Genomic DNA, 17,757 nt, shown 5'->3' with positions numbered 1-17,757 from the left:
CGTCCACCAGCCCTCACCCACACACTGGGGGACTCATGGATCCGCACGGACCCACAGCCCAGCGCTTCCCGCTCGTCGCCCGATTCCGGCCCGCCTGCCTGCCCTTGCCCGAGCGTGTGCGCAGCCTCAGCGAACTCGCCGACTCTGCTGTGAAGAAGAGCGATCAAGGGCTCGCATCGGCCGTCTACAACCAGGCCGCGCTCATCGCCTCCGATCTTGGCCTTCCCGATCGCGCTCGCGAGATGTGCCACCAACACGCCGCTGCCTACCTCCACGCCTGCCCCCTCCCCAGCATGAGCGCGATCCGGGGGTTGGAACCAGTCGTCAACCTGGCCCGCCTCCAGATCCGCGCCGGCCGCGCAAATGAGGGGCGTCAGCGACTGCTCGACCTGTACAAGGCTGTCGAGGCGGGCACAGCTGCCCGGGTCGAGGGCGTCAACGTACCTGCGGACCTCACTGCGACCGGCGAAGACCGCCAAGAGGTTCGCACGTGGCTGTGGCGCGTGCTCCTCGCCGACGGCACGCGCACCCTCACCACCGAGGGGCGATGGACTGAGGCTCTGGCGCACATCGAAGCCCACCATGGCATCGGGAAGCGGATGCTCGACGGTCGGCAGGTCGCCGTACTCACCGCCCTCGCTGCGCGTGACACCGTGTGGGCCGCTGTCCTCCTTGCCGACACGATGCCCGGCGATGCGTGGGAGCAAGCCGTCACGGCATGCTTGACGGTTCTATGCCGCCGCGACGCCGGGCAGCCGATCGGCGGCCACCTGGCGGACCTGGTGACGGCCTACTCCGGACGGAAGACCGAACCCGGGATGTCCGTCTTCGACACCCGGCTCGGACTTACAGTCCTCGATGCGATCGGTTCCGCCGAGGCGCTTACCGCGCACCGCATCGTCGAGGACCTCCACCGCAGGGCGACGGACACCGAAGACGGCTACGTGGCCCGCGAGAACTTGGCTCATCCTCTGTTCACCGAGATCGCCACGGACCGGCAAGTGCAGGACTGTCGCGCGCTGGTGCGCGCCTGCGCCCTCGGCACAAAGCTCCTCCCGGACGAGCTGCGAGGAGAACTGACGGTGGCCCTGCGCGCCAGCGACAGCGTGATCCGGGAAAGCCTCGCACGTTCCTCCGGGCCCGGAGGAAAGTAACCCTTGCGGTTCTGACTGTGTGTCTATCGGCGTTGTCGGTGCTGCTGTTCCGTAGGCGTCGCAGTCGCCGATGGAAGCTGACCAATTTGGGCCTGCTGAACGCGGACCGATGCTGTGATGGTGGAGCGTCGGCGGGCGGCTTCGGCGCGGCGGTTGGGTGCGGGGTTGCGGCTGGTGTGCTGGATGCGGGTGATGAGGACGCGGGCGGGTTGGCGGGCGGTGGTCAGTTCGCGTTGGGCAGCGGCTTCCTTGAGGAGTTGGTGGGGTTGGTGGCCGTGGGCTTCGGCGTCGGCGAGGACGGTGGCGAGCGCGGGCCAGGCCGGGTCGGCGAGGATTCGCTCGGCGTGGTGGGGGACTGCTGCTCGTACGTCGCTGGCCAGAACGCGGCGGGCTTCTTCCCTGGGCGGGCGGGTTGTGAGTTCGGCGAGCGTCGGGGCGAGGGCGCGGTCGGCGGCTGTCTGGAGGTGCTGGACGGCCTGGCGGGCGGTGTCGGCCTGGTGGGCGTGGAACGCATCCTTCACTGGAAGCGCACCGGCGAGAAACCTTCCCCGGTGATGGTCTGGACACCGGAGCACATCGGCTTCTTCCTCGACCACGTCGCGGAGGATCGCCTGTACGCGCTGTTCCACCTGATCGCGTTCCGCGGACTGCGACGGGGCGAGGCGTGCGGGCAGAAGTGGGCCGACACCAGCTTGGACGCCGGTCTCATCACCGTCGCCAAGCAACTCGTCGTGAACGGCTGAGAGGTCTACGAGGACGACCCCAAGACCGACGCCGGCGCGCGCACCATCGCGCTGGACTCCGACACGGTCCAGGCCCTGCGACGCCACCGCGCCCAGCAGGACAAGGACCGTAAGGAGTGGGAGAACGCCTGGGTGGAGACCGGCCGCGTCTACACCAAGGAAAACGGTGAGATGCTCCACCCCGCCAACGTCACACGGCGGTTCATCGAGCTGTACGAGGAGATCGGGCTTCCGCCGGTTCGGCTCCACGACCTCCGCCACGGTGCCGCGACCCTCGCCCACGCGGCCGGGGCTGACCTGAAGGACATCCAGGAGATGCTCGGCCACTCCTCGATCACCATCACGGCCGACACGTACACGAGCCTGCTTCCCGAGGCGGATCTGGCGATCGCCGAGGCCGCAGCCCGGCTCGTACCGCGCGCCCGTGCTACCTCCGAAAACGCCGCCCCCGAAGCGGAGGCCGAGCCCGACGACACGGAGGATCCAGGCCCGGAGTCCGTGCCGGATGATGCTGATCCGTTGGGAGATATTTCGGAGATCAACTCTCCGTCCGCTCACGCACCGCTCACGCAAACGGCCCCGGACGAGGAGTCCGAGGCCGAATAGAGTGCCTCCCTGGGGAGGAAACCCCAGGTCAGCGGCGTTCTGCGTTGTGCCCTCGGCAGGATTCGAACCTGCGACACCGGCTTTAGGAGAGCCGTGCTCTATCCCCTGAGCTACGAAGGCGGGGATCTGTCGGAAAACGTGTCTGAAATTGGTGCCCAGGTGAGTGGGCCAAGCCAGACGGGATCCCAACAGTGTTGTGGCGGCCTAGCCGACGTACGGCTGTGCCACCGCCGTCAGTGTAGCGCGTGGCACTTCGCCGGTTGGCGCGTCGGTCAGGTCGGCGGCGGGAGGCAGGCCTGCGTGGCAGGCCTGCCTCGATCGGGCGTCCTGGGAGGGCGTGAGCTGTCGGTTGGGCTGTGGGGTGTCAGGCCGCGAGGCCCACCGGCTTGCGGGCCATGATCCGGGTGGTGGAGTTGTTGACCCAGGCGTAGCCGATGTAGATGAGCAGGGCAGCGTTGGCGCCGTAGGCAGGCACTCGTTTGTGCGGATATGCCTGGTCGAATCGTGAATGCTGGGATTCGCTGTCCTGGCGGAATCCCTTGAGCCGGCGGCCCGCGGGTGTGTCGGGTGGGATCTGCCTCAGGTGTTCGGTCCTGTTGAAGCGCTTCTTTTTGGTGGACGGATCTACTTCGCTGTCTTCTTTTGTTTCGTCCACACGGATACGGATCCTGTGATCGCCTCGCGAGCAGGGAATGGTCATGCGATGAGAGAAGCGAGTCTTTTCGATTCCCTTTCGACGTTCCAGTTCTTGGACCGGCAGAGGTATGTAGTACGTTTCGCCGTCCACAGTGATGCGGCGTTCACACACCCGTCCCTCGGCAACGTACAGGTCGTGGCCGAGTGCACCCTCGCACCCTCTGCCTTCGTACTTCAGTAGCGGGTGGGGTTCGATACCGCCGTGCTGGGTGGTGAATACGACGATTCCTCCAGCGATTATGGGGGCGCGGTGGACGCCGCGCAGCGCGGTGTCATAGGTGAAAGCACGAACTCCGGGTGCCTTCGTCAAAAGGTGCCGGACGAGCCGGACCACTGCGGTTCCTTCGTCGTCGCGTTCTGGATCGCGCATCCGTGATTTGTGGCGGATGGATTCCAGGGCCAGGATGACTCGGCTGTGCGGGGTGTTGGCTGCGCGGGCTGCGATGGACAGGAACTTGTTCCCGTATACCTTCCGGCCTCCTCCCTCGGTTGTGTAGCTGGCGTCGTCGTCCACTCGGTGGCGTTTCATTTCCCCGGTTTCCTTGTCGACGGTCTCGTGCTTGGTCTGGGCGGAAGGAGGCGCGGCAACCGTTGCGTCACCGTGGAGGACTTGTTCGCGCTCCGGGTATACCCAGTTTCCTCTCGACCTTTCTTCCGCGATGATTCCCATGTCGAGTGCCTGTTGGATCCACAGGTCTCGGCTTGCGTCACGGAAGGCGGTCACGTGTTTTTTGAGGTGGTTTTTGAAGAAGTAGTTCCATTGGCTTCTGTTGGGGCCGACCGGCTTGAGGGCGTCGGCTTCCTCGGTACCGAGGTGCTTGCGGACGGCCTCGCGTACGGCGCCCCACCACATGTCGCGCTGGAAGTGCCGCGCGGTGCTCCGCGCCGAGCCGAATACGGAGATGGCGCAGAGGAAGAGAAAGTAGACGTAGGGCGGATGCGACGGTGGACGGCCGACGCTGTGGGGTTTGCGGGCCGGCAGTGTCGCGCGGATCGCCGTGTAGAGGTCGGGGTTGTGGAGGAGGTACTCGAATCGCTCGTCGATCGCGATGGGGGGTGCTTCGGGACCTGGTGGGGGTGGAGGGTCACAAGCGGAACCGAAGACGTCGTCGGGGATGGGTCCCAAGAGCCAGTTCCGGCCTTTGGTGGTCTTTCCCTTGGGTCGGCTGCGTTTCTTGGGAGTGCTCACGCTGCCTCGCCGCCTTCGCCGTCGTCCTCGGGCTTCCACTGGAGGTCGGCCAGGGCGGCTGCCGAGTCGAGGGAGGACAGCCCCAGGCGGCGGGCGACCTCGGAGAGCTGCCCGGTCTCGTAGAGGATCTTGCGGGCCATGTAACGCGTGACGTCCTTGGGTTCGACCCGGCGTTCCTGTGTGGCGAGGCCGCTCCGGCGGGCGATGTCGCCGAATCCGGAGCAGACGCTGGCCTGTGACCGGTAGGCGGACGACGCCGCGGTGACCAGTCGCTGCGGCGAGCTGGTGCCGGCGCTGCGCAGTAGATGGGCGCGGCGCAGCCACAGCGCTCGTGCGCTCCACTCGTCGAGGGGGCAGCTTCGGCCGCGGGTGCGGGTGGCGCCGTCGGTCCACACCTCGGCTTGGAAGAGGTCGAGGAGGTTGAGTTCGTCGGTGGTCGCGGCGGCGATCTCGGCGCTGTGCAGGCCCGCCAGCAGCAGGGCCAGGAGGGCGGCGTGACGGGTGTCCGGCATGCCGCGCTCCGAGTGGAAGCGGAGCAACTGCACGTCGGCGTCACTGAGTTCGGTTCCCCGCTTTCGGGGGCTGCGCGGAATCGGCGGGAGGTCCACGAGCGGTGCGGCCGTGGTGAGCCCGAGTGCCCGTGCCTCGGTGAACAGCGCTTCGAGCGCGGAACGGCGCTGCCTGCGGGTGCCGGCGGCGGGGTTGAGAATGATTCGCTGGCGGCGGTCGTGGCCGGGCGCCTGGATGAAGTACGCGACGAGGTCCGCGGTGACGTCGTCGAGCCGCGTGGCGCCCTGCGCGGCGGCGAAACGTAGGAGACGCTCGACGATCTGGGTGTAGAGATTGACGGTCTCGAAGCTGAGTTCTCCGGCCGCGGCACGCAGCTGCCAGACGCGGGCAACGCACACGAGCGCATCTTTGATCTTCGTTCTGGCCATGGGAGCCTTCCCGGTTCGCCACCGTGCCCAAAGACGGCGCGGTGGATCACTGACGTGAATCGGCGCGGGCCCGCTACCGTGGTCGGTGCTCCTCGCCGTGTGTGAGGGCATGCCGAAGCCCCTCATGCGCGCGGCCTTGCCGCGCGTAGCGGTGGTGGAGGCGGGGGTCCGGCAGCGCCACCCGGCCAAGGGAATGCGGCGCTGCCGGACCTGCTCTTTCCGGCGTTGTCGTCTAAGGCATGGTCGGCCTCCTCAGCTTGGCGAGGATCAGCGCCAGGCCCCGGATATGGGCGTGGAGGGCCGCCATTTCCTCGGGCGACAGGCGCGCGAGGTCGGCCAGCAGCACCGGCGGGCTGAGCAGGGTCATCAGATCCTCACCCGTAGGCGGCGCGGCGTTGTCGGCATGTGGGCGCGGTGCTGGGATGACGCCCTCGGGCGGGACGGGAGCGCGGATGCCCTCCGAGTTCATGCCGGCTGCCTGGTCCTCTTCGGGCGTACGGGCCGGGGCTCGCGGCCTCGGGACTGCGGGACTCTCATGCCAGCGCAGGTAGCCCCCGTCCTCCGGAACGAGCATGCCGACCGCCACCATCAGGTCGACCAGCACCTCGATGTGGCGGCTTCGTGTCTCACCGACCTCCGCGCGCGTCATCAACTTGCTGACGAGACCTATCCGCAGAGCCGGACCCTGCGCGAGCCGGGCACGTGCGCACTGGGCGAACCACGCTTTCCTCCACGCCTCACGCAGTGCTTGGCGTCCTTTCGCGTCGCTCTCCTCCCAGGCCGCGGCCACGGCGCCTGCCGCCTTCGTCGGCTGGTACGTGCCGCGCCCCGGTGCTTGCTCGACCAGCCCGCATGCGCGCAGGAAGCTCATGACGAGCCCGCACCGGTGCGCCGAGACGCCGGTGAGCTGCTCCAGGTCACGAGCGGTGAACGGCCCCTTGGCCGAACAAGAGGCCCGGGTGATCGTCAGATGCTCACCGGCGAGCACCCGGTCCGTGGGCACCGGCTTCGCGGGCGGCGTGGAGACACCCTGGCGACTGCTCACCACCGCGCTCCTTCTTCGTCGGTCCGGCTCATGACATCGCGGGGTAACTCCCGCGCAGGAATGCGGGCGTAGCCCCTCACAAGATCCTGCCATTTGAGTAGCATGTGGGATGGGTGGACGCACCTCGGCGGCTGCTCCGTCACACTGGTCGCATGCCTGGAGGAAAGAGACGTGGCAAGAAGCCCAGCGAATACGCCACCGACGGCGTTTGGCCGTATGCGGTGATGGACGAGCTGCTCGGGGCGCGGGTGGCGCAGGCTGTCTCCCGTGCGCTCGCGGAAGCCATGGAGCGCAAGAAGATCAGCGCCAACGCGCTGGCCCAGGCGAGTGAGGTCAATCGGCAGGTCATCTCGAATGTCCTGGCCGGTGTCGTGTGGCCCGACCTGCTGACAGTTGCGAGCTTGGAAGGGGCTTTGGGGGAGCGGCTCTGGCCCGATCACCTGAGCTGGCCGCAGGACGAGAGCGGAAACCGGGCGCAGCCGCTGCCCGAGAGAATCAGACGGCAACGCGATCTGGAGACTGCCGAGCGCGAGGAGCGCCGACCACGCACGAGCTAAGTCGATAGGCATGGGTGTTCGACCCTTCGGCGGGTGGGGTTGGCCGAACGCCCGACATGCACCACCGGAAGCCGGTAGCGTCGAGAGTGGCGGCCTGTGTGGACGCCGACCACCGCCGTGTCCCAGGCCGAGGGCTGCAATCCAAGGGCCAAGGCACGGCGGCGGTCTTTTATGCGGTTGTGTGCTGGGTGACGGCTTCAGGGCCGCAGGCTGTGATCGTCAAGCTGCCTTCCAGGGGGCCGCGAGCTGGTAGGAGACCTTCTTCTTGCCCCGCCTGTCGCTGTCGGAGCTCTCTCGCCGCGACAGGGCACCCCGGTCACACAGGGTCTCCAGGACGCTGCGGTTGCGGCGTACCGCCTCGCGGGGTTCGCCGAGTGCTTCGGTGACGGCCTGTACGCTCCAGTGCCGCTGTCCGTCGGTCGAGATCACCTTCATGATGGTCACGGACCTGGGGCCGTCGATGACCACGACCGGGTTGCCCTCAGGAAGCGCCGCCGCTTCACTCGCGCCGCCTTCTGGGACGGTGGGCACAGCGGAGACGTCCTCGGCGTCGGGGACCACGTGCAGATGGGGGTTCGGGGACTGGGCGCGGGCTGCCCGCAGTTCCTGTCCTTGCCGTACCGCCGAGTGGAGTGCGTCGAGCACGCTTTGGGCTCTGTCGCGGTCGTCGCACGCACATTTGCGCTCCGACTCGATCTGGGCGATCGCGGTGCGGAGCCTGCGCAGTTGCTCGTCGTGGGACTCGATGAGGGCATTGGACTCGCGGAGCATCTGCTCCATCTCCTGAGCCACCCAGTCTGCCGAAGGCGGGCGGCCATCGTGCTGACTCATACGGCCACAGTAGCGGCGAGGCAGGTGCGCCGTCTGCCCTTCGTGAAAGAGGAGGGCAGACATGGTCGGGCAGATGCTTCGGCCGGCCCGAAGACGGTCTGCCTTTGGCTCGGTGGGACTTCCCGGTGACACCGGCAGGCGGCGAAAGCGAGGAGGGCAGTAGTTTGACGTCTCCGGCCCGTCATCAATGTTGGTCTTAAGAGTCAGTCGCCTTTGGGGTTGCTCATCCAACCTGGTCTTTTGGCGAGCGCGCTGTCTCGTCTGACACATAAAACCTACGGCGCGGACCGGCTCACACGGCGATGACGTCGAGGTCCTGCTCGGTGATCTCCTCGCTTCCGGTGAGAATCGCGTCGATGGCCGCGGAGCGCACCAGATGGGCGAGGGTTCCCGGCCAGCCGCCGGTTCTGTCGTGCAGCACCTGCGCCAACCGCACCAGGGAGCCCGGCCGATGGCGATGCAGACGCAGGGCGTGGTCCAGGGTTTCCACCAGTATTTCCCAGTCGGCGTCGTATGGGGCGGGAGCCGCCCGCAGGTGAGTCAGGCGGCTCTGCCCCGTCCGGAAGGCGGCGGGGAGGGAGCACTCCTGCCCCTCAAGACCCGCGTACACGAACGTGGCCGGCACCTGGTCAGCTAGGTAGCGCAACGTGTCAACTGGCTTCGTACTGGCGGAAGATGACCCCTGCGCAGCGAAGATGTCGTCCACCAGGACCACCCTGGTCCCTGACGAGAGCAGAGCGTCGCGCACCGCTCCGGAAGCTGAGGTCGTACTCGCCCTCGTCGGCAGGGGGTAGGACAGAAGTCCTGCCAGCTTGAAGAGCACCGAGCGGCTGCTGTCACTGGGGTGGACGCGCAGGTAGACGGCAGAGGCACGGAGGATGCCGCCGGGAGGGTGGGAACGGTCCACATGCTCGAAGTGCCGCCCCAGCTCCTGAAGTGCGGTCGTCTTCCCGCTGCCGGGCGGCCCGGTGATCAGCAGGCCGTGGTGACCGCCGACCGCAGCATGGTTCAGCACCGTGAGCCGGCCTCCCAGTCTCACCACCTCCTGCAGGAACGGCGTCTGAAGCACAGGGAGTTGGGCGTGGTAGGCCAGACGTTCCCGGTTGTCGTGCAAGGGTCGGGACGACGACATGAAGTCGATCGGGGAGTTCCAGCCCTCGTGGCGAACCGCGTTCCTGCTGACGGAGCGGTGGGAAGGGCGGCGAAGAGAGCCGGTCTGGGCCAGTGGTACCCGGATCCACGTCCCATCCCCGCTCTGTACCCATACCTGGCGTACGTCGTGCGGATCAAAACGCACCTCGACATGCCGAGTTGGGGCCCCCGATGCGCGTGAGACGGCTGCCCGCAGCGGGTCGAGGTCGGGGCAGTCGTATCGATTACCCCTGATATGGACCCCGTCCAAGGCTACCCATCGCGTCGTGCTCGGCAGGAAGGTGCGAACGGCATGCCCGCCCAGGGGCAGGTGCGCCCATCCCAGTCTCGCCACACACGCGTCGTACGCAGATCTGGGCGTCGGCTGCTCACCATGGCCGACCACGCTCCGCAGACCCCATTGGGTCTGGCGCTGCCAGACCGACTCCACCCATTGTTCGGCATGGCTCTGGAGCCAGCTGATCAGCGATGCCTTATCGGGGGTCCAACCCGCTTCAAGTACCGCAAGTTCCGCGTTGAACAGGGAGACGAGCCGCCCGACAATGCGTTCACCATGTGCCTTCCCCGTAGGCTCCGGGGGTGCAACCTTGATCCCCAAGCGCCGGCATGTGTCCGTGAACGCACGCGGCCGTCGGAGCAACTGCCTGTCGAGTAGCAGCGATTCGGGCATGATCAGCGGCATAGCCTCCTCGCGCGCGCCGGTGTCCGTGTCCCGCAGCGCAGGCGGATCGCACAAACGAGCCAGAAGCAGCTGCCCGTCCAGCAGTCGCCCGGAGGCGCGGACCATGACCGTGCAGACGGACCAGGTCAGTTCGTCCACCGCGACCGTCATCAGCACGCCCTGCGGGACGAGGTGAGCGAGATGCTGAGGGAGCGCGAGAGCGACGGTGTCGACATAGACCCGCTCGCCCGGCCGGGACGACCGGATCCCGTCCTTGCCTGCCACCGGGATGCCGCCCGCCCGTCCGTGCAGGGAGAGGAGTTCCTTCACCAGCCGCTGGAACGTCGAACGGGACGGCAGCTTCACAACTCCAGGGCCGTAGAGCGACTCCAGCATGTTGCCGGTGGCCCGGCGGTAATGTTCCACCGACGTGGTCGGCCCACGCTTGTCGTCGGCGACAAGCGGCAGCAGCACTTCCAGAACACGGGGGTCCTGACGAGAGCCCGGAGCCCGCTTCCTGACCGCCCGTCCGTCGATCAGCCCCTCGATACCCTGCGCCCGGTAACGCTGACGCCGACGCCTTACAGTGCGTGCCGAAACCCCGGGCACACCCTCTGCGGCGAGTTCGGCGGCCTTCGCCGCCTCCCGTTCTGTCAACGAGCGGACAGCCGGGTCGAATTCCGGACGAGGCGCGGCACCTTCGTCGGCGCCGGGAGGCAGGCCAGTGATGACTTCCGCGATGTGCCGCTCCCACCACCGAGCTTGTTCCAGTACCTCCCCGGTTGCCGGCAGGACGAGGACGGAAGGAGAACGAGGGCCGCGCTCCAGCACGTCGAAATCCCCGGACAACACCAGCTGCGGCACCGTGAGCCACCTCAAGCCGCCCAGCGGGTCCATGAGTTCGACGCCCCCTCGGGCGAAGCCAGCCACCACCCAGGCGCGGCCCTCGAACCGCACCCGGTCCCCCACGCCCAGACGTGGAGGCCACGACACATCCATCGGCCTTCCTCACCCGGTGTCAGACGAACTGGCGACCCCCACACCGCCATGTGCCACCTTGCGTACATGGCGACAGTGCAAGACGAAGAGGGGATGTGCAACGCTCACGGTGTAACGCTCGCAGCGTAACGGGCCCGATGCACGTTCATGATGGCCTCGCGCGCGGATCGACCGCCGTAAATGGGCGGCGCCCGGAGAACGTCGCTGGAAGCATGACTGGGTGAGACGCGATGCCGGTTCCCTGGTCCCCGCAGGCTGTCGGTGACGGCTTAACACGGTTCAGCTGCGGCCGACATGGAAGGGTCAAGAATTGGGGAGATGGAGGGGTACGACGGGTCGGTTGGTTCCAGCCGTGTCGGTCTGACTCTTGCTCATGACTGACCCTGTGGGTGTCATGGCGTTGGCCTGTCGACCGTCCGGCCAGGCACGCAGCAAGCGCTGCCGCCACTTCAGAGGCGTCGGCGGCAGCTCGGGGGCCGGTAGCGGATCCGATCCTTGCGGGATCCGGTACGAAGAGACTGACAGTCGTAGCTGTCCCCGACGGAGCTCATGGGCGCATCGACTCCCGCTCGCAGCAGGCGAGTTGTGATCTTGATGGATGTCTACCGCTTGGCCGTGGTCGGCGTGATGAATGAGCTTGCCGGGCTCGGCCTGGCGGCTGGCAAGCGCGTACTCGAGCGTGGTGAGGACCACTCGACTCCCAGGTGCGGGTGCTCGTCGCTGGGCGCGGTCACCTGGGGCGGGTCGGGACGAGTCGCGCCGCGAAAAAGGCCGAAGCCGTCCGCAGGACTCGTTCGCGCGCTTGAGCTGGGCGTTCTCCCTGCGCAGCGCCGCCAGTTCGGTCCGCTCGTCGGTGATGAGATGGTCGTCGCGCTCGTCGGTATCGGCCTCTGCCTGCCGCGCAGAGCATCGGGATGCACGCCGACCTCGACGGCCGGCTTCTCGATCTGCGGCTTCGGATCCGTTCCCGCCGGATTGGGGGTCCCTGACAGTGACCCCCTCATCAGGGACTCCCACACTCCCGTGACAAACGGTTTTGTTGGTCGTGCACCGCCCAAGGGCGGCACGAACGGCAGGATACCGCGGTGCTTGTGCCACCTGCCTCTCCGCTGCACGCATCACCACCGCACATACCGGGTGCCGGATCACGGCGCCTGAAAGAAGGAAACCCCTCATGAGCAAGGTCGTTCTCGTCACCGGTGCCGGATGCGGTCTGGGCACGGACATCGCCCGTGAAGCCCTCGCGGCCGGCCACCAGGTCGTCGCCACCGGCCGCCGCCCCGGAGAGGTCGAGAAGACCCTCGGCGGACCCCAGGACAACCTGCTGGTCACCAAGCTCGACGTCTCCAGCCCCGAGGCCACCGTCGACCGCTTCGGCCGCGTCAACGTCCCCGACTACGCCGAGCACCACAAGAACATGGACCGTGACATCCCGGTCCTCCTTCTGGAGTCTGCGGCCCAGGCGCACTGACCCGGCACAGCCGGTTCAGCCAACCGATCCCCGCTGCCTGTCACTCGCAGCACCGGCCTGGCCTACGGTGACCCGCGCCTGAGCGATACGTCCCGAAGCACGGTCCGCCCGCTCGTGGCGCACCGTGCACCCGATCGGTCCTGTCGGCGGCGAGGAGTCCGAGCTCCTCCGGCGACGTGACGCCATTCATCACCACACAACCCCTGGCGCCGATACGGCACCCGGAAGGCGATCTCTCATGAGTAAGTCAATGTTCGATACGGGTGCTGGACGCGGTCCGAGCACGGACGTCGTCCTGGAGTTCGCCCACCAGGATGTCGGCACCGGCCGCCACTGCGAGCACGGTTTCGGACGCATCAGTGTCCTGCCCGACGGCGCCGACAACCTCGCAGGCTGTGTAGCTGAGATCTCGCCCGCGCGGATGTGCTGGCCATACGCGAGCAACCCACTCCGGGGAGGGAGTCCGAGGGTGTTCCCTCCGTTGCAGGCCAGCAGTCGTCAGCGTGTTCTCCGCCCCAGGTCGGGTGGGGAATCCCGCAGGCCGGCTCCGGCGCTCGGCCGTGCCCTGGCGTTGGCGGGGAAGCCGTGATGCGGGATGGCTCGGGCACCGACTGGCTGATCGGGAGCGGAGCCGGACTGGTGGATCCGCTGCAGGTCGGGCATAAATTCGCACGGCAGGCGGTGCTGGGGCTTGAGGGATTCCCGATACCTCCCTTCGCCTGTGTACCCGCCGCCGTTTTCGACCGTGTGGTCCGTCCGGAGCTGCCCACGCCCCCCGACTCCACGTCTCCGGACTGGGGGACGTCTTCCGCCTCGGCGGTGGCAGAGAGGGCGCGAGCCCTCCAGAGTGTCGTTCACGGTCTGGAAGTGCCCCAGGAATTGAGGGAGGCGCTGGACCGCCGCTTCGACGAGCTCGCCGGACCGGGCGGACTGGTGGCGGTGCGTGCCTGCGTGGTGCCTCGGCCGGGCGATCAGGAGCTGGGGGAGGACTCGGCGCAGGACCCGTTCGCCGGCCTCAGCGACAGCTTCCTCTACGTGGGCCGAGAAGGACTCGCCGACCGGATCCTCTCGTGCTGGGCCTCCGCCTTCAATCCGGAGGCGGCGCTGTACCGGGCCAGGCAAGGGCTCGACCCCTTCAGCGCGCGGGTGGCGGTCGGAGTGCAGCGCATGGTCATGGGAGCACGGTCCTTCGTCGCCTTCACCCGTGACCCCCGTGCCCCCCATGACAGTGCGCGGCGCTGCGTGATCGCGGCGGCTCACGGCATCGGCGAGGGCGTCGTCCAGGAGAAGGCGGACGTCGACCACTTCTTCGTCGATCCTGTGGCGTGGCGTATCGAGGCTCATGTCGTGGTCAAGAGCAGGGCGGTCGGCTGGGACCCGGCGCGACCGGATCAGGGCCCGGTGGCGGTGCCGGTCGACGAACGGCAGGCGGCGGCCCCGGTGCTCTCGGACACCGAACTGAAGGAGATCAGCACCCTCGCGCTACGTGTCGAGGAGCACTTCGGGGAGCCCCAGGACATCGAGGGGACCATCACCGAGGACGGCGGCGTCCACTTGGTGCAGGCCCGGCCGATCGTGACCGCGCCGCAGGCATCCACAACCCCACCGGACCATGGCGGGAACGCTGGGGGGATCCTCTGGGACAACAACAACGTCACGGAGAGCTATCCAGGCGTCAGTTGCGCTCTGACGTTCTCGGTGGCCCGCACGTTGTACGAGGTGGGATTCGGCGACCTGTACCGGCGGATGGGCGTGCCCGCCCGCCTTCTGGAACACAACCGGCCACTGCTGCGCCGGATGGTCGGACACCTCGACGGCCGGGTCTACTACCAACTGGACTCCTGGTACAGGCTGCACGGGCAGATCCGCTGCTTCCGGCCGCTGTGGTCCACCTGGGAACAGTCCCTGGGACTCGCGGAGAGCGGCCGCCACGGTTCGGCTTCACGCCGACGCGGCCCGCTGCCGCGGCTCGCCGACGCCGTCCACCTCGCGGAGATCCTCGGCAGGCTGATGGCGCACCCCCGCCGGGTCCGCCGGTTCCTGCACTGGTGGGACAGCTACCACCCGCAGTTCTCGGATGTGTCGGCGATGCGCCCGCACGAGGCGGTGGAGGCCTACCGCACCCTGTGGGCGCAGGTGTCCCGCCGCTGGGGCGTCACGCTGGTGAACGGGCTCTTTCTGTTCACCGTGACCTGGGCCGCCAACGGCCTGCTGCGCCGGTGGCTCCCGGAGGCGGGCCGGAGCCTGCTCAACGGCATGCTGGTCGGCGGACCCGACAACCGGTCCGCCGCGGCGCTGCGATCGGCCATCGCCCTGGCCGAGACCGCGGCCGCGTCCCCGGACCTGCGCACCGCCCTGATGTCCGACCAGGACCCCGAAAAGCTGTGGCGGCGGTTGACGGAGCAGGGCCACGACGAGCCGTTCGTCTCGGCGATGCGCCAGCATGTCCAGCACTACGGCGACCGAGGGTTGCACGACCTCAAGCTGGAGACGCTGACACCGCGTGACCAGCCCTGGACCGTCCTGCACACGGTACGCGCGTATCTGCGGCAGGGACTGACCGTCGAGGGCAGCCGGACCGCCGGCCGGGAGATCCGCCGACAGGCCGAGCAGGAGCTGCACGCCAATCTGCGCAACCCCCTCAAGCGAGCGGCGTTGCGTGGAACGTTCGGGATCATGCGGATGCTGACCCGGGTGCGTGAGGACACCCGCTTCTGCCGGAGTCAGCTCATCGGCGACGTCCGCGTCCTGCTGATGAGGCTGGGCGAGGAACTGGCCGCGGCCGGCCGCCTGGACCGGCCCAGGGACGTTCTCGACCTCACTGCCGACGAGGTTCTGGGCGCCTTCGACGGGACACTCGCGGGGGCCGACCTCAGGGGACTCGCGGCCGTGCGCGCCGCCGAGCGGGCACGCTGGACGGCCGGGGACCCCTTGCCACCACGTATGACGACCGACGGGGACCTGCCGCTGGCGACCGCGCTGCGGTCCGTCACCGGCCAGTACGCGGCGCGGCAGGCAGTGCCCGAGGACGGCACCGCGCCATCGCGCCTGCTGACCGGACTGGCGTCCAGTTCGGGCACGGTGCGGGGCACGGCCAAGATCGTTCTTGACCCGTCGGTCAACGCCGACGAGTGCCAGGGCCGCATCCTGGTCGCACGGGAGACCGACCCCGGCTGGCTCTTCCTGATGATGACGGCCAGCGCCCTGGTGGTGGAGCGGGGGACGCTGCTCTCGCACACGGCCATCACCGGCCGACTGCTGGGCATCCCCACCGTCGTGGCGGTGCGCGACGCGACAAGCCTCATCGCGGACGGCAGCCTCATCGAGGTCGACGGTTCCTCCGGTACGGTGCGCATCCTGGACGGCGCGTCATGATCCGCCGACTGGGTCGCTACATCGGCGTGGCCTATCCGCCGAGGACGCAGTTGCCCCTGATGCTCTCCTGGGCCGTCGGACTGACCGCCCTCTTCGCCTGCACCGTCGGCACGGTCTCCCGCTGGCGGCCCGACGGCGGGCTGGCCATCACCGCGGTGACCCTCGTCGTCGACATGCTCCTGCTCCGGGCTCTCGACGACCTCCGCGACCACGGGTACGACCGGGAACACCATCCGTCCCGGCCGCTGCCCAGCGGGATGGTCACGGAACGGGACCTGCTGACCCTGGTCGCCGTCGGCACCGCCGTCCTGCTCCTGCTCAACGCCCACCGGGGCATGGTGCTGGCCGCGCTGGGTGTCCAACTCGCCTACGGGATCGGTGTGATGACCCTGGAATGGCGGACAGGCCGGCCGTCGGCCGACAGGCTGGGACTCCAACTGGCGCTCAATCTGCCGATCCAGACCCTGCTGAGCCTGTATGTGTACGCCGGTTTCCTGAGGGCCGAGCAGCAGCAGCCGAACCTCGCCGGGCTGATGGCCGTTGCGGCCGCCACGTTCGGTGGACTCTGCCTGGAGCTCGGTCGGAAGACCACCCGCCGCCCGCGGCCGGGAGAGCGGACCTACGTCACGGTGCTCGGTCCGGCGCTCACATCGGCCGCTGCGGTCGCCGCCGCCGCGACGGCCACTGCCATCGTGCTGGCGATCACCCAGCCATGGCGTCCGGGGGCCGCCGGATACGGCTGGGGGTGGTTGCTGCTGATTCCGCTGCTCCTGCCGGCCACCGCTGCGGCCCGCTTCGCGGCAGGTGCCACGGGCTGGCCGGTGGCACTGACCCGCAACTATCTGCCGGCCATGTACGCCAGCTTCCTGGCGGTCGGCCTGCTCACGGAAGGAGGGCTGCGGTGACCCCCTACGCACCGACCACCGACGACCCCGGTTTCTGGACCCTGCTCGGACCCGACTTCGCGGGCAAGTCCACCGTGCTGGATCGCCTCCACGACGACCACGGCTGGCGCGTGGTGTCCTACGACGACCGATATCTGGAGCAGTACCCGCTGATCGCACGACTACGGCAGCGCTGGATCGACGACGCCTTCCTGTGGACCGGGGAGCGCTACTCCCCGGAACTGGTGCTGTCTGTGTTGCACACCATCGTGTTGCATCTGCGCGACCAACTCGCCCGCTCCACCGGGCCGGAACCGGTGATCGTCGACTCGTACTTCTACAAGCTTCTCGCCAAATGCCGCCTGCTCGGGCTGGAGCACGACCCCACCTTCGACCTCTGGCGGCTCTTCCCCAGGCCGAGGGGGGTGCTCTACCTGGACGTCCCGCCCGAGGTCATCTGGGCGCGCAGCGGTCAGGGAGCCCTTCTCAACGCCTTTGAGCAGCGCCCCGGAACCGCGGGCCGGGCCGGCTTCCTTCAGTTGCAGTCCGAACTGCGCGAGGCGCTGCTGAAGGAGGTCGGCGACGTGCCGTTGACCGTCATCGACGGCTCGGCCGATCCGGACACCGTCATGGCCGACGTACTCGCCTCCCTGCGGACGGAGGCACTGCGGTGACCTCGACCGAACACCCGACGACCGTGGGGTCGCCGACGCAGAAGCGGCTGGCCGAACTCCTCGCCGAACGCGCCGCCTGGGTGGGCGGCCCGCCTCGGGACCCCGCGGCAGGGCCTCCCTCGGAGGCCACCGTCGTGGTGCTCCTACGCTCCTTCGACCTGGACGGCCTGGTCAACGGCGCACGCGCATTCGCGGCAGGACTTGCCCCGGCCGAAGCGGACGCCTGGCGCCGATCCTGGACCCGGACGCTCTTCCTGTTTGGCAACCCCGCCAACCTCACCGAGCGCACACCGCCCCGCCTGGTCTCCCCGACCGGGACCACCGCCTGGCTCGGGCCCTATGCGCCCCAGCATCTGCCCGGCCCGATCCGGCTGTACAAACCGGTCTCCGGGGTTCTTCCGGAACTCCGCCCGGACATCGAGATCGCACCTGCCGAAACCCCGGCTGGCTCGCCTCCCACACCCGGCGGCCCGTGCCGGCCCATGCACATCGCCGTACGGGACGTGAAACTCGCCGACTACCTCATTCACCTCCACCACGCCCTGAGCGAGTCCGTACTCCAAGGCCGCCTCCGGCTGGACGAACGTCTTCGGCTGATCCACAGCCCCGACCTCGGTGCCGAAGCGGTCGGCGGGACTTCGGGCTATGCCCGCGTCCACCACGCGCCCGACGACCCGGAACGGCTCCGTTGCCACGTCTGGCTCTCCGACATGTCACACCACGGCCGCCACAGCCCGACCGACCACAGGTAACAGCACCACTCAACAGCGATTGGACGGCGA

At 68.3% G+C, this 17,757-nt stretch carries 13 protein-coding genes, 1 tRNA gene and 1 pseudogene; 9 read left to right on the top strand and 6 right to left on the bottom strand.

The features are described from left to right. The first annotated feature begins 35 nt into the window (after window positions 1-35). The 3 genes from OG734_RS19400 to OG734_RS19390 all read left to right on the top strand — a co-directional run bounded on the left by OG734_RS19400 (window position 36) and on the right by OG734_RS19390 (window position 2,503). On the top strand, window positions 36-1,154 hold the full coding sequence (locus tag OG734_RS19400; RefSeq protein ID WP_330288779.1) for a hypothetical protein: 1,119 nt from the start codon (window positions 36-38) through the stop codon (window positions 1,152-1,154). A gap of 176 nt (window positions 1,155-1,330) precedes the next feature. After that, window positions 1,331-1,897 carry a hypothetical protein gene (locus OG734_RS19395; RefSeq protein WP_330288778.1) on the top strand — a complete coding sequence of 189 codons (567 nt, stop codon included), beginning with the start codon at window positions 1,331-1,333 and terminating at the stop codon, window positions 1,895-1,897. Window positions 1,898-1,942: 45 nt separating this feature from the next. Further along, window positions 1,943-2,503, top strand: a complete 561-nt coding sequence (locus OG734_RS19390; protein ID WP_330293711.1) for a tyrosine-type recombinase/integrase — start codon at window positions 1,943-1,945, stop codon at window positions 2,501-2,503. 47 nt (window positions 2,504-2,550) lie between these two features. Here the strand turns inward: OG734_RS19390 and OG734_RS19385 are convergent. From OG734_RS19385 to OG734_RS19370, 4 genes are all read right to left on the bottom strand, one after another. Further along, a tRNA-Arg gene (locus OG734_RS19385) sits at window positions 2,551-2,623 on the bottom strand. 244 nt (window positions 2,624-2,867) lie between these two features. After that, complete coding sequence (locus tag OG734_RS19380) at window positions 2,868-4,388, bottom strand: hypothetical protein (protein WP_330288777.1); 1,521 nt, start codon at window positions 4,386-4,388, stop codon at window positions 2,868-2,870. Beyond that, window positions 4,385-5,326 (bottom strand): hypothetical protein, encoded by a 942-nt coding sequence (locus tag OG734_RS19375; RefSeq protein WP_330288776.1) that lies wholly within the window; start codon window positions 5,324-5,326, stop codon window positions 4,385-4,387. Before OG734_RS19375 ends, OG734_RS19380 begins: the two co-directional genes overlap by 4 nt. Window positions 5,327-5,558: 232 nt before the next feature. Continuing rightward, a complete protein-coding gene (locus tag OG734_RS19370; protein WP_330288775.1) occupies window positions 5,559-6,371 on the bottom strand; it encodes a hypothetical protein in 813 nt (270 codons plus the stop codon). A 152-nt stretch (window positions 6,372-6,523) separates the two neighbouring features. Between OG734_RS19370 and OG734_RS19365 the strand changes: the two genes are divergently transcribed. After that, window positions 6,524-6,928 (top strand): helix-turn-helix transcriptional regulator, encoded by a 405-nt coding sequence (locus tag OG734_RS19365; RefSeq protein WP_330288774.1) that lies wholly within the window; start codon window positions 6,524-6,526, stop codon window positions 6,926-6,928. A 219-nt stretch (window positions 6,929-7,147) separates the two neighbouring features. Here OG734_RS19365 and OG734_RS19360 read toward each other — a convergent pair whose 3' ends face one another. Together OG734_RS19360 and OG734_RS19355 are read right to left on the bottom strand one after the other, a co-directional pair. Beyond that, a complete protein-coding gene (locus OG734_RS19360; protein ID WP_330288773.1) occupies window positions 7,148-7,759 on the bottom strand; it encodes a hypothetical protein in 612 nt (203 codons plus the stop codon). A 292-nt stretch (window positions 7,760-8,051) separates the two neighbouring features. Beyond that, on the bottom strand, window positions 8,052-10,571 hold the full coding sequence (locus OG734_RS19355) for a Mu transposase C-terminal domain-containing protein (RefSeq protein WP_330288772.1): 2,520 nt from the start codon (window positions 10,569-10,571) through the stop codon (window positions 8,052-8,054). A gap of 1,174 nt (window positions 10,572-11,745) precedes the next feature. Here OG734_RS19355 and OG734_RS19350 point away from each other — a divergent pair. The 5 genes and pseudogenes from OG734_RS19350 to OG734_RS19330 all read left to right on the top strand — a co-directional run. Beyond that, a pseudogene (locus tag OG734_RS19350) lies at window positions 11,746-11,961 on the top strand (SDR family NAD(P)-dependent oxidoreductase); the annotation flags it as partial. Window positions 11,962-12,630: 669 nt separating this feature from the next. Continuing rightward, window positions 12,631-15,417, top strand: a complete 2,787-nt coding sequence (locus OG734_RS19345; RefSeq protein WP_330288771.1) for a PEP/pyruvate-binding domain-containing protein — start codon at window positions 12,631-12,633, stop codon at window positions 15,415-15,417. After that, entirely contained in the window at window positions 15,414-16,322 is a 909-nt protein-coding gene (locus tag OG734_RS19340) for a hypothetical protein (RefSeq protein WP_330288770.1), read from the top strand. The genes OG734_RS19345 and OG734_RS19340 overlap by 4 nt, the downstream gene beginning before the upstream one ends. Next, entirely contained in the window at window positions 16,319-16,975 is a 657-nt protein-coding gene (locus OG734_RS19335) for a dTMP kinase (RefSeq protein WP_330288769.1), read from the top strand. The genes OG734_RS19340 and OG734_RS19335 overlap by 4 nt, the downstream gene beginning before the upstream one ends. Then, window positions 16,972-17,727, top strand: a complete 756-nt coding sequence (locus OG734_RS19330; protein WP_330288768.1) for a DUF6182 family protein — start codon at window positions 16,972-16,974, stop codon at window positions 17,725-17,727. Before OG734_RS19335 ends, OG734_RS19330 begins: the two co-directional genes overlap by 4 nt. Window positions 17,728-17,757: the final 30 nt, after the last annotated feature.

This window comes from Streptomyces sp. NBC_00576 (genome assembly GCF_036345175.1).
In the GTDB taxonomy this organism is placed as follows: Bacteria; Actinomycetota; Actinomycetes; order Streptomycetales; family Streptomycetaceae; genus Streptomyces.
Note: the sequence above shows the minus strand (reverse complement) of the source record. Positions and strands in the feature narration are given on the sequence as shown.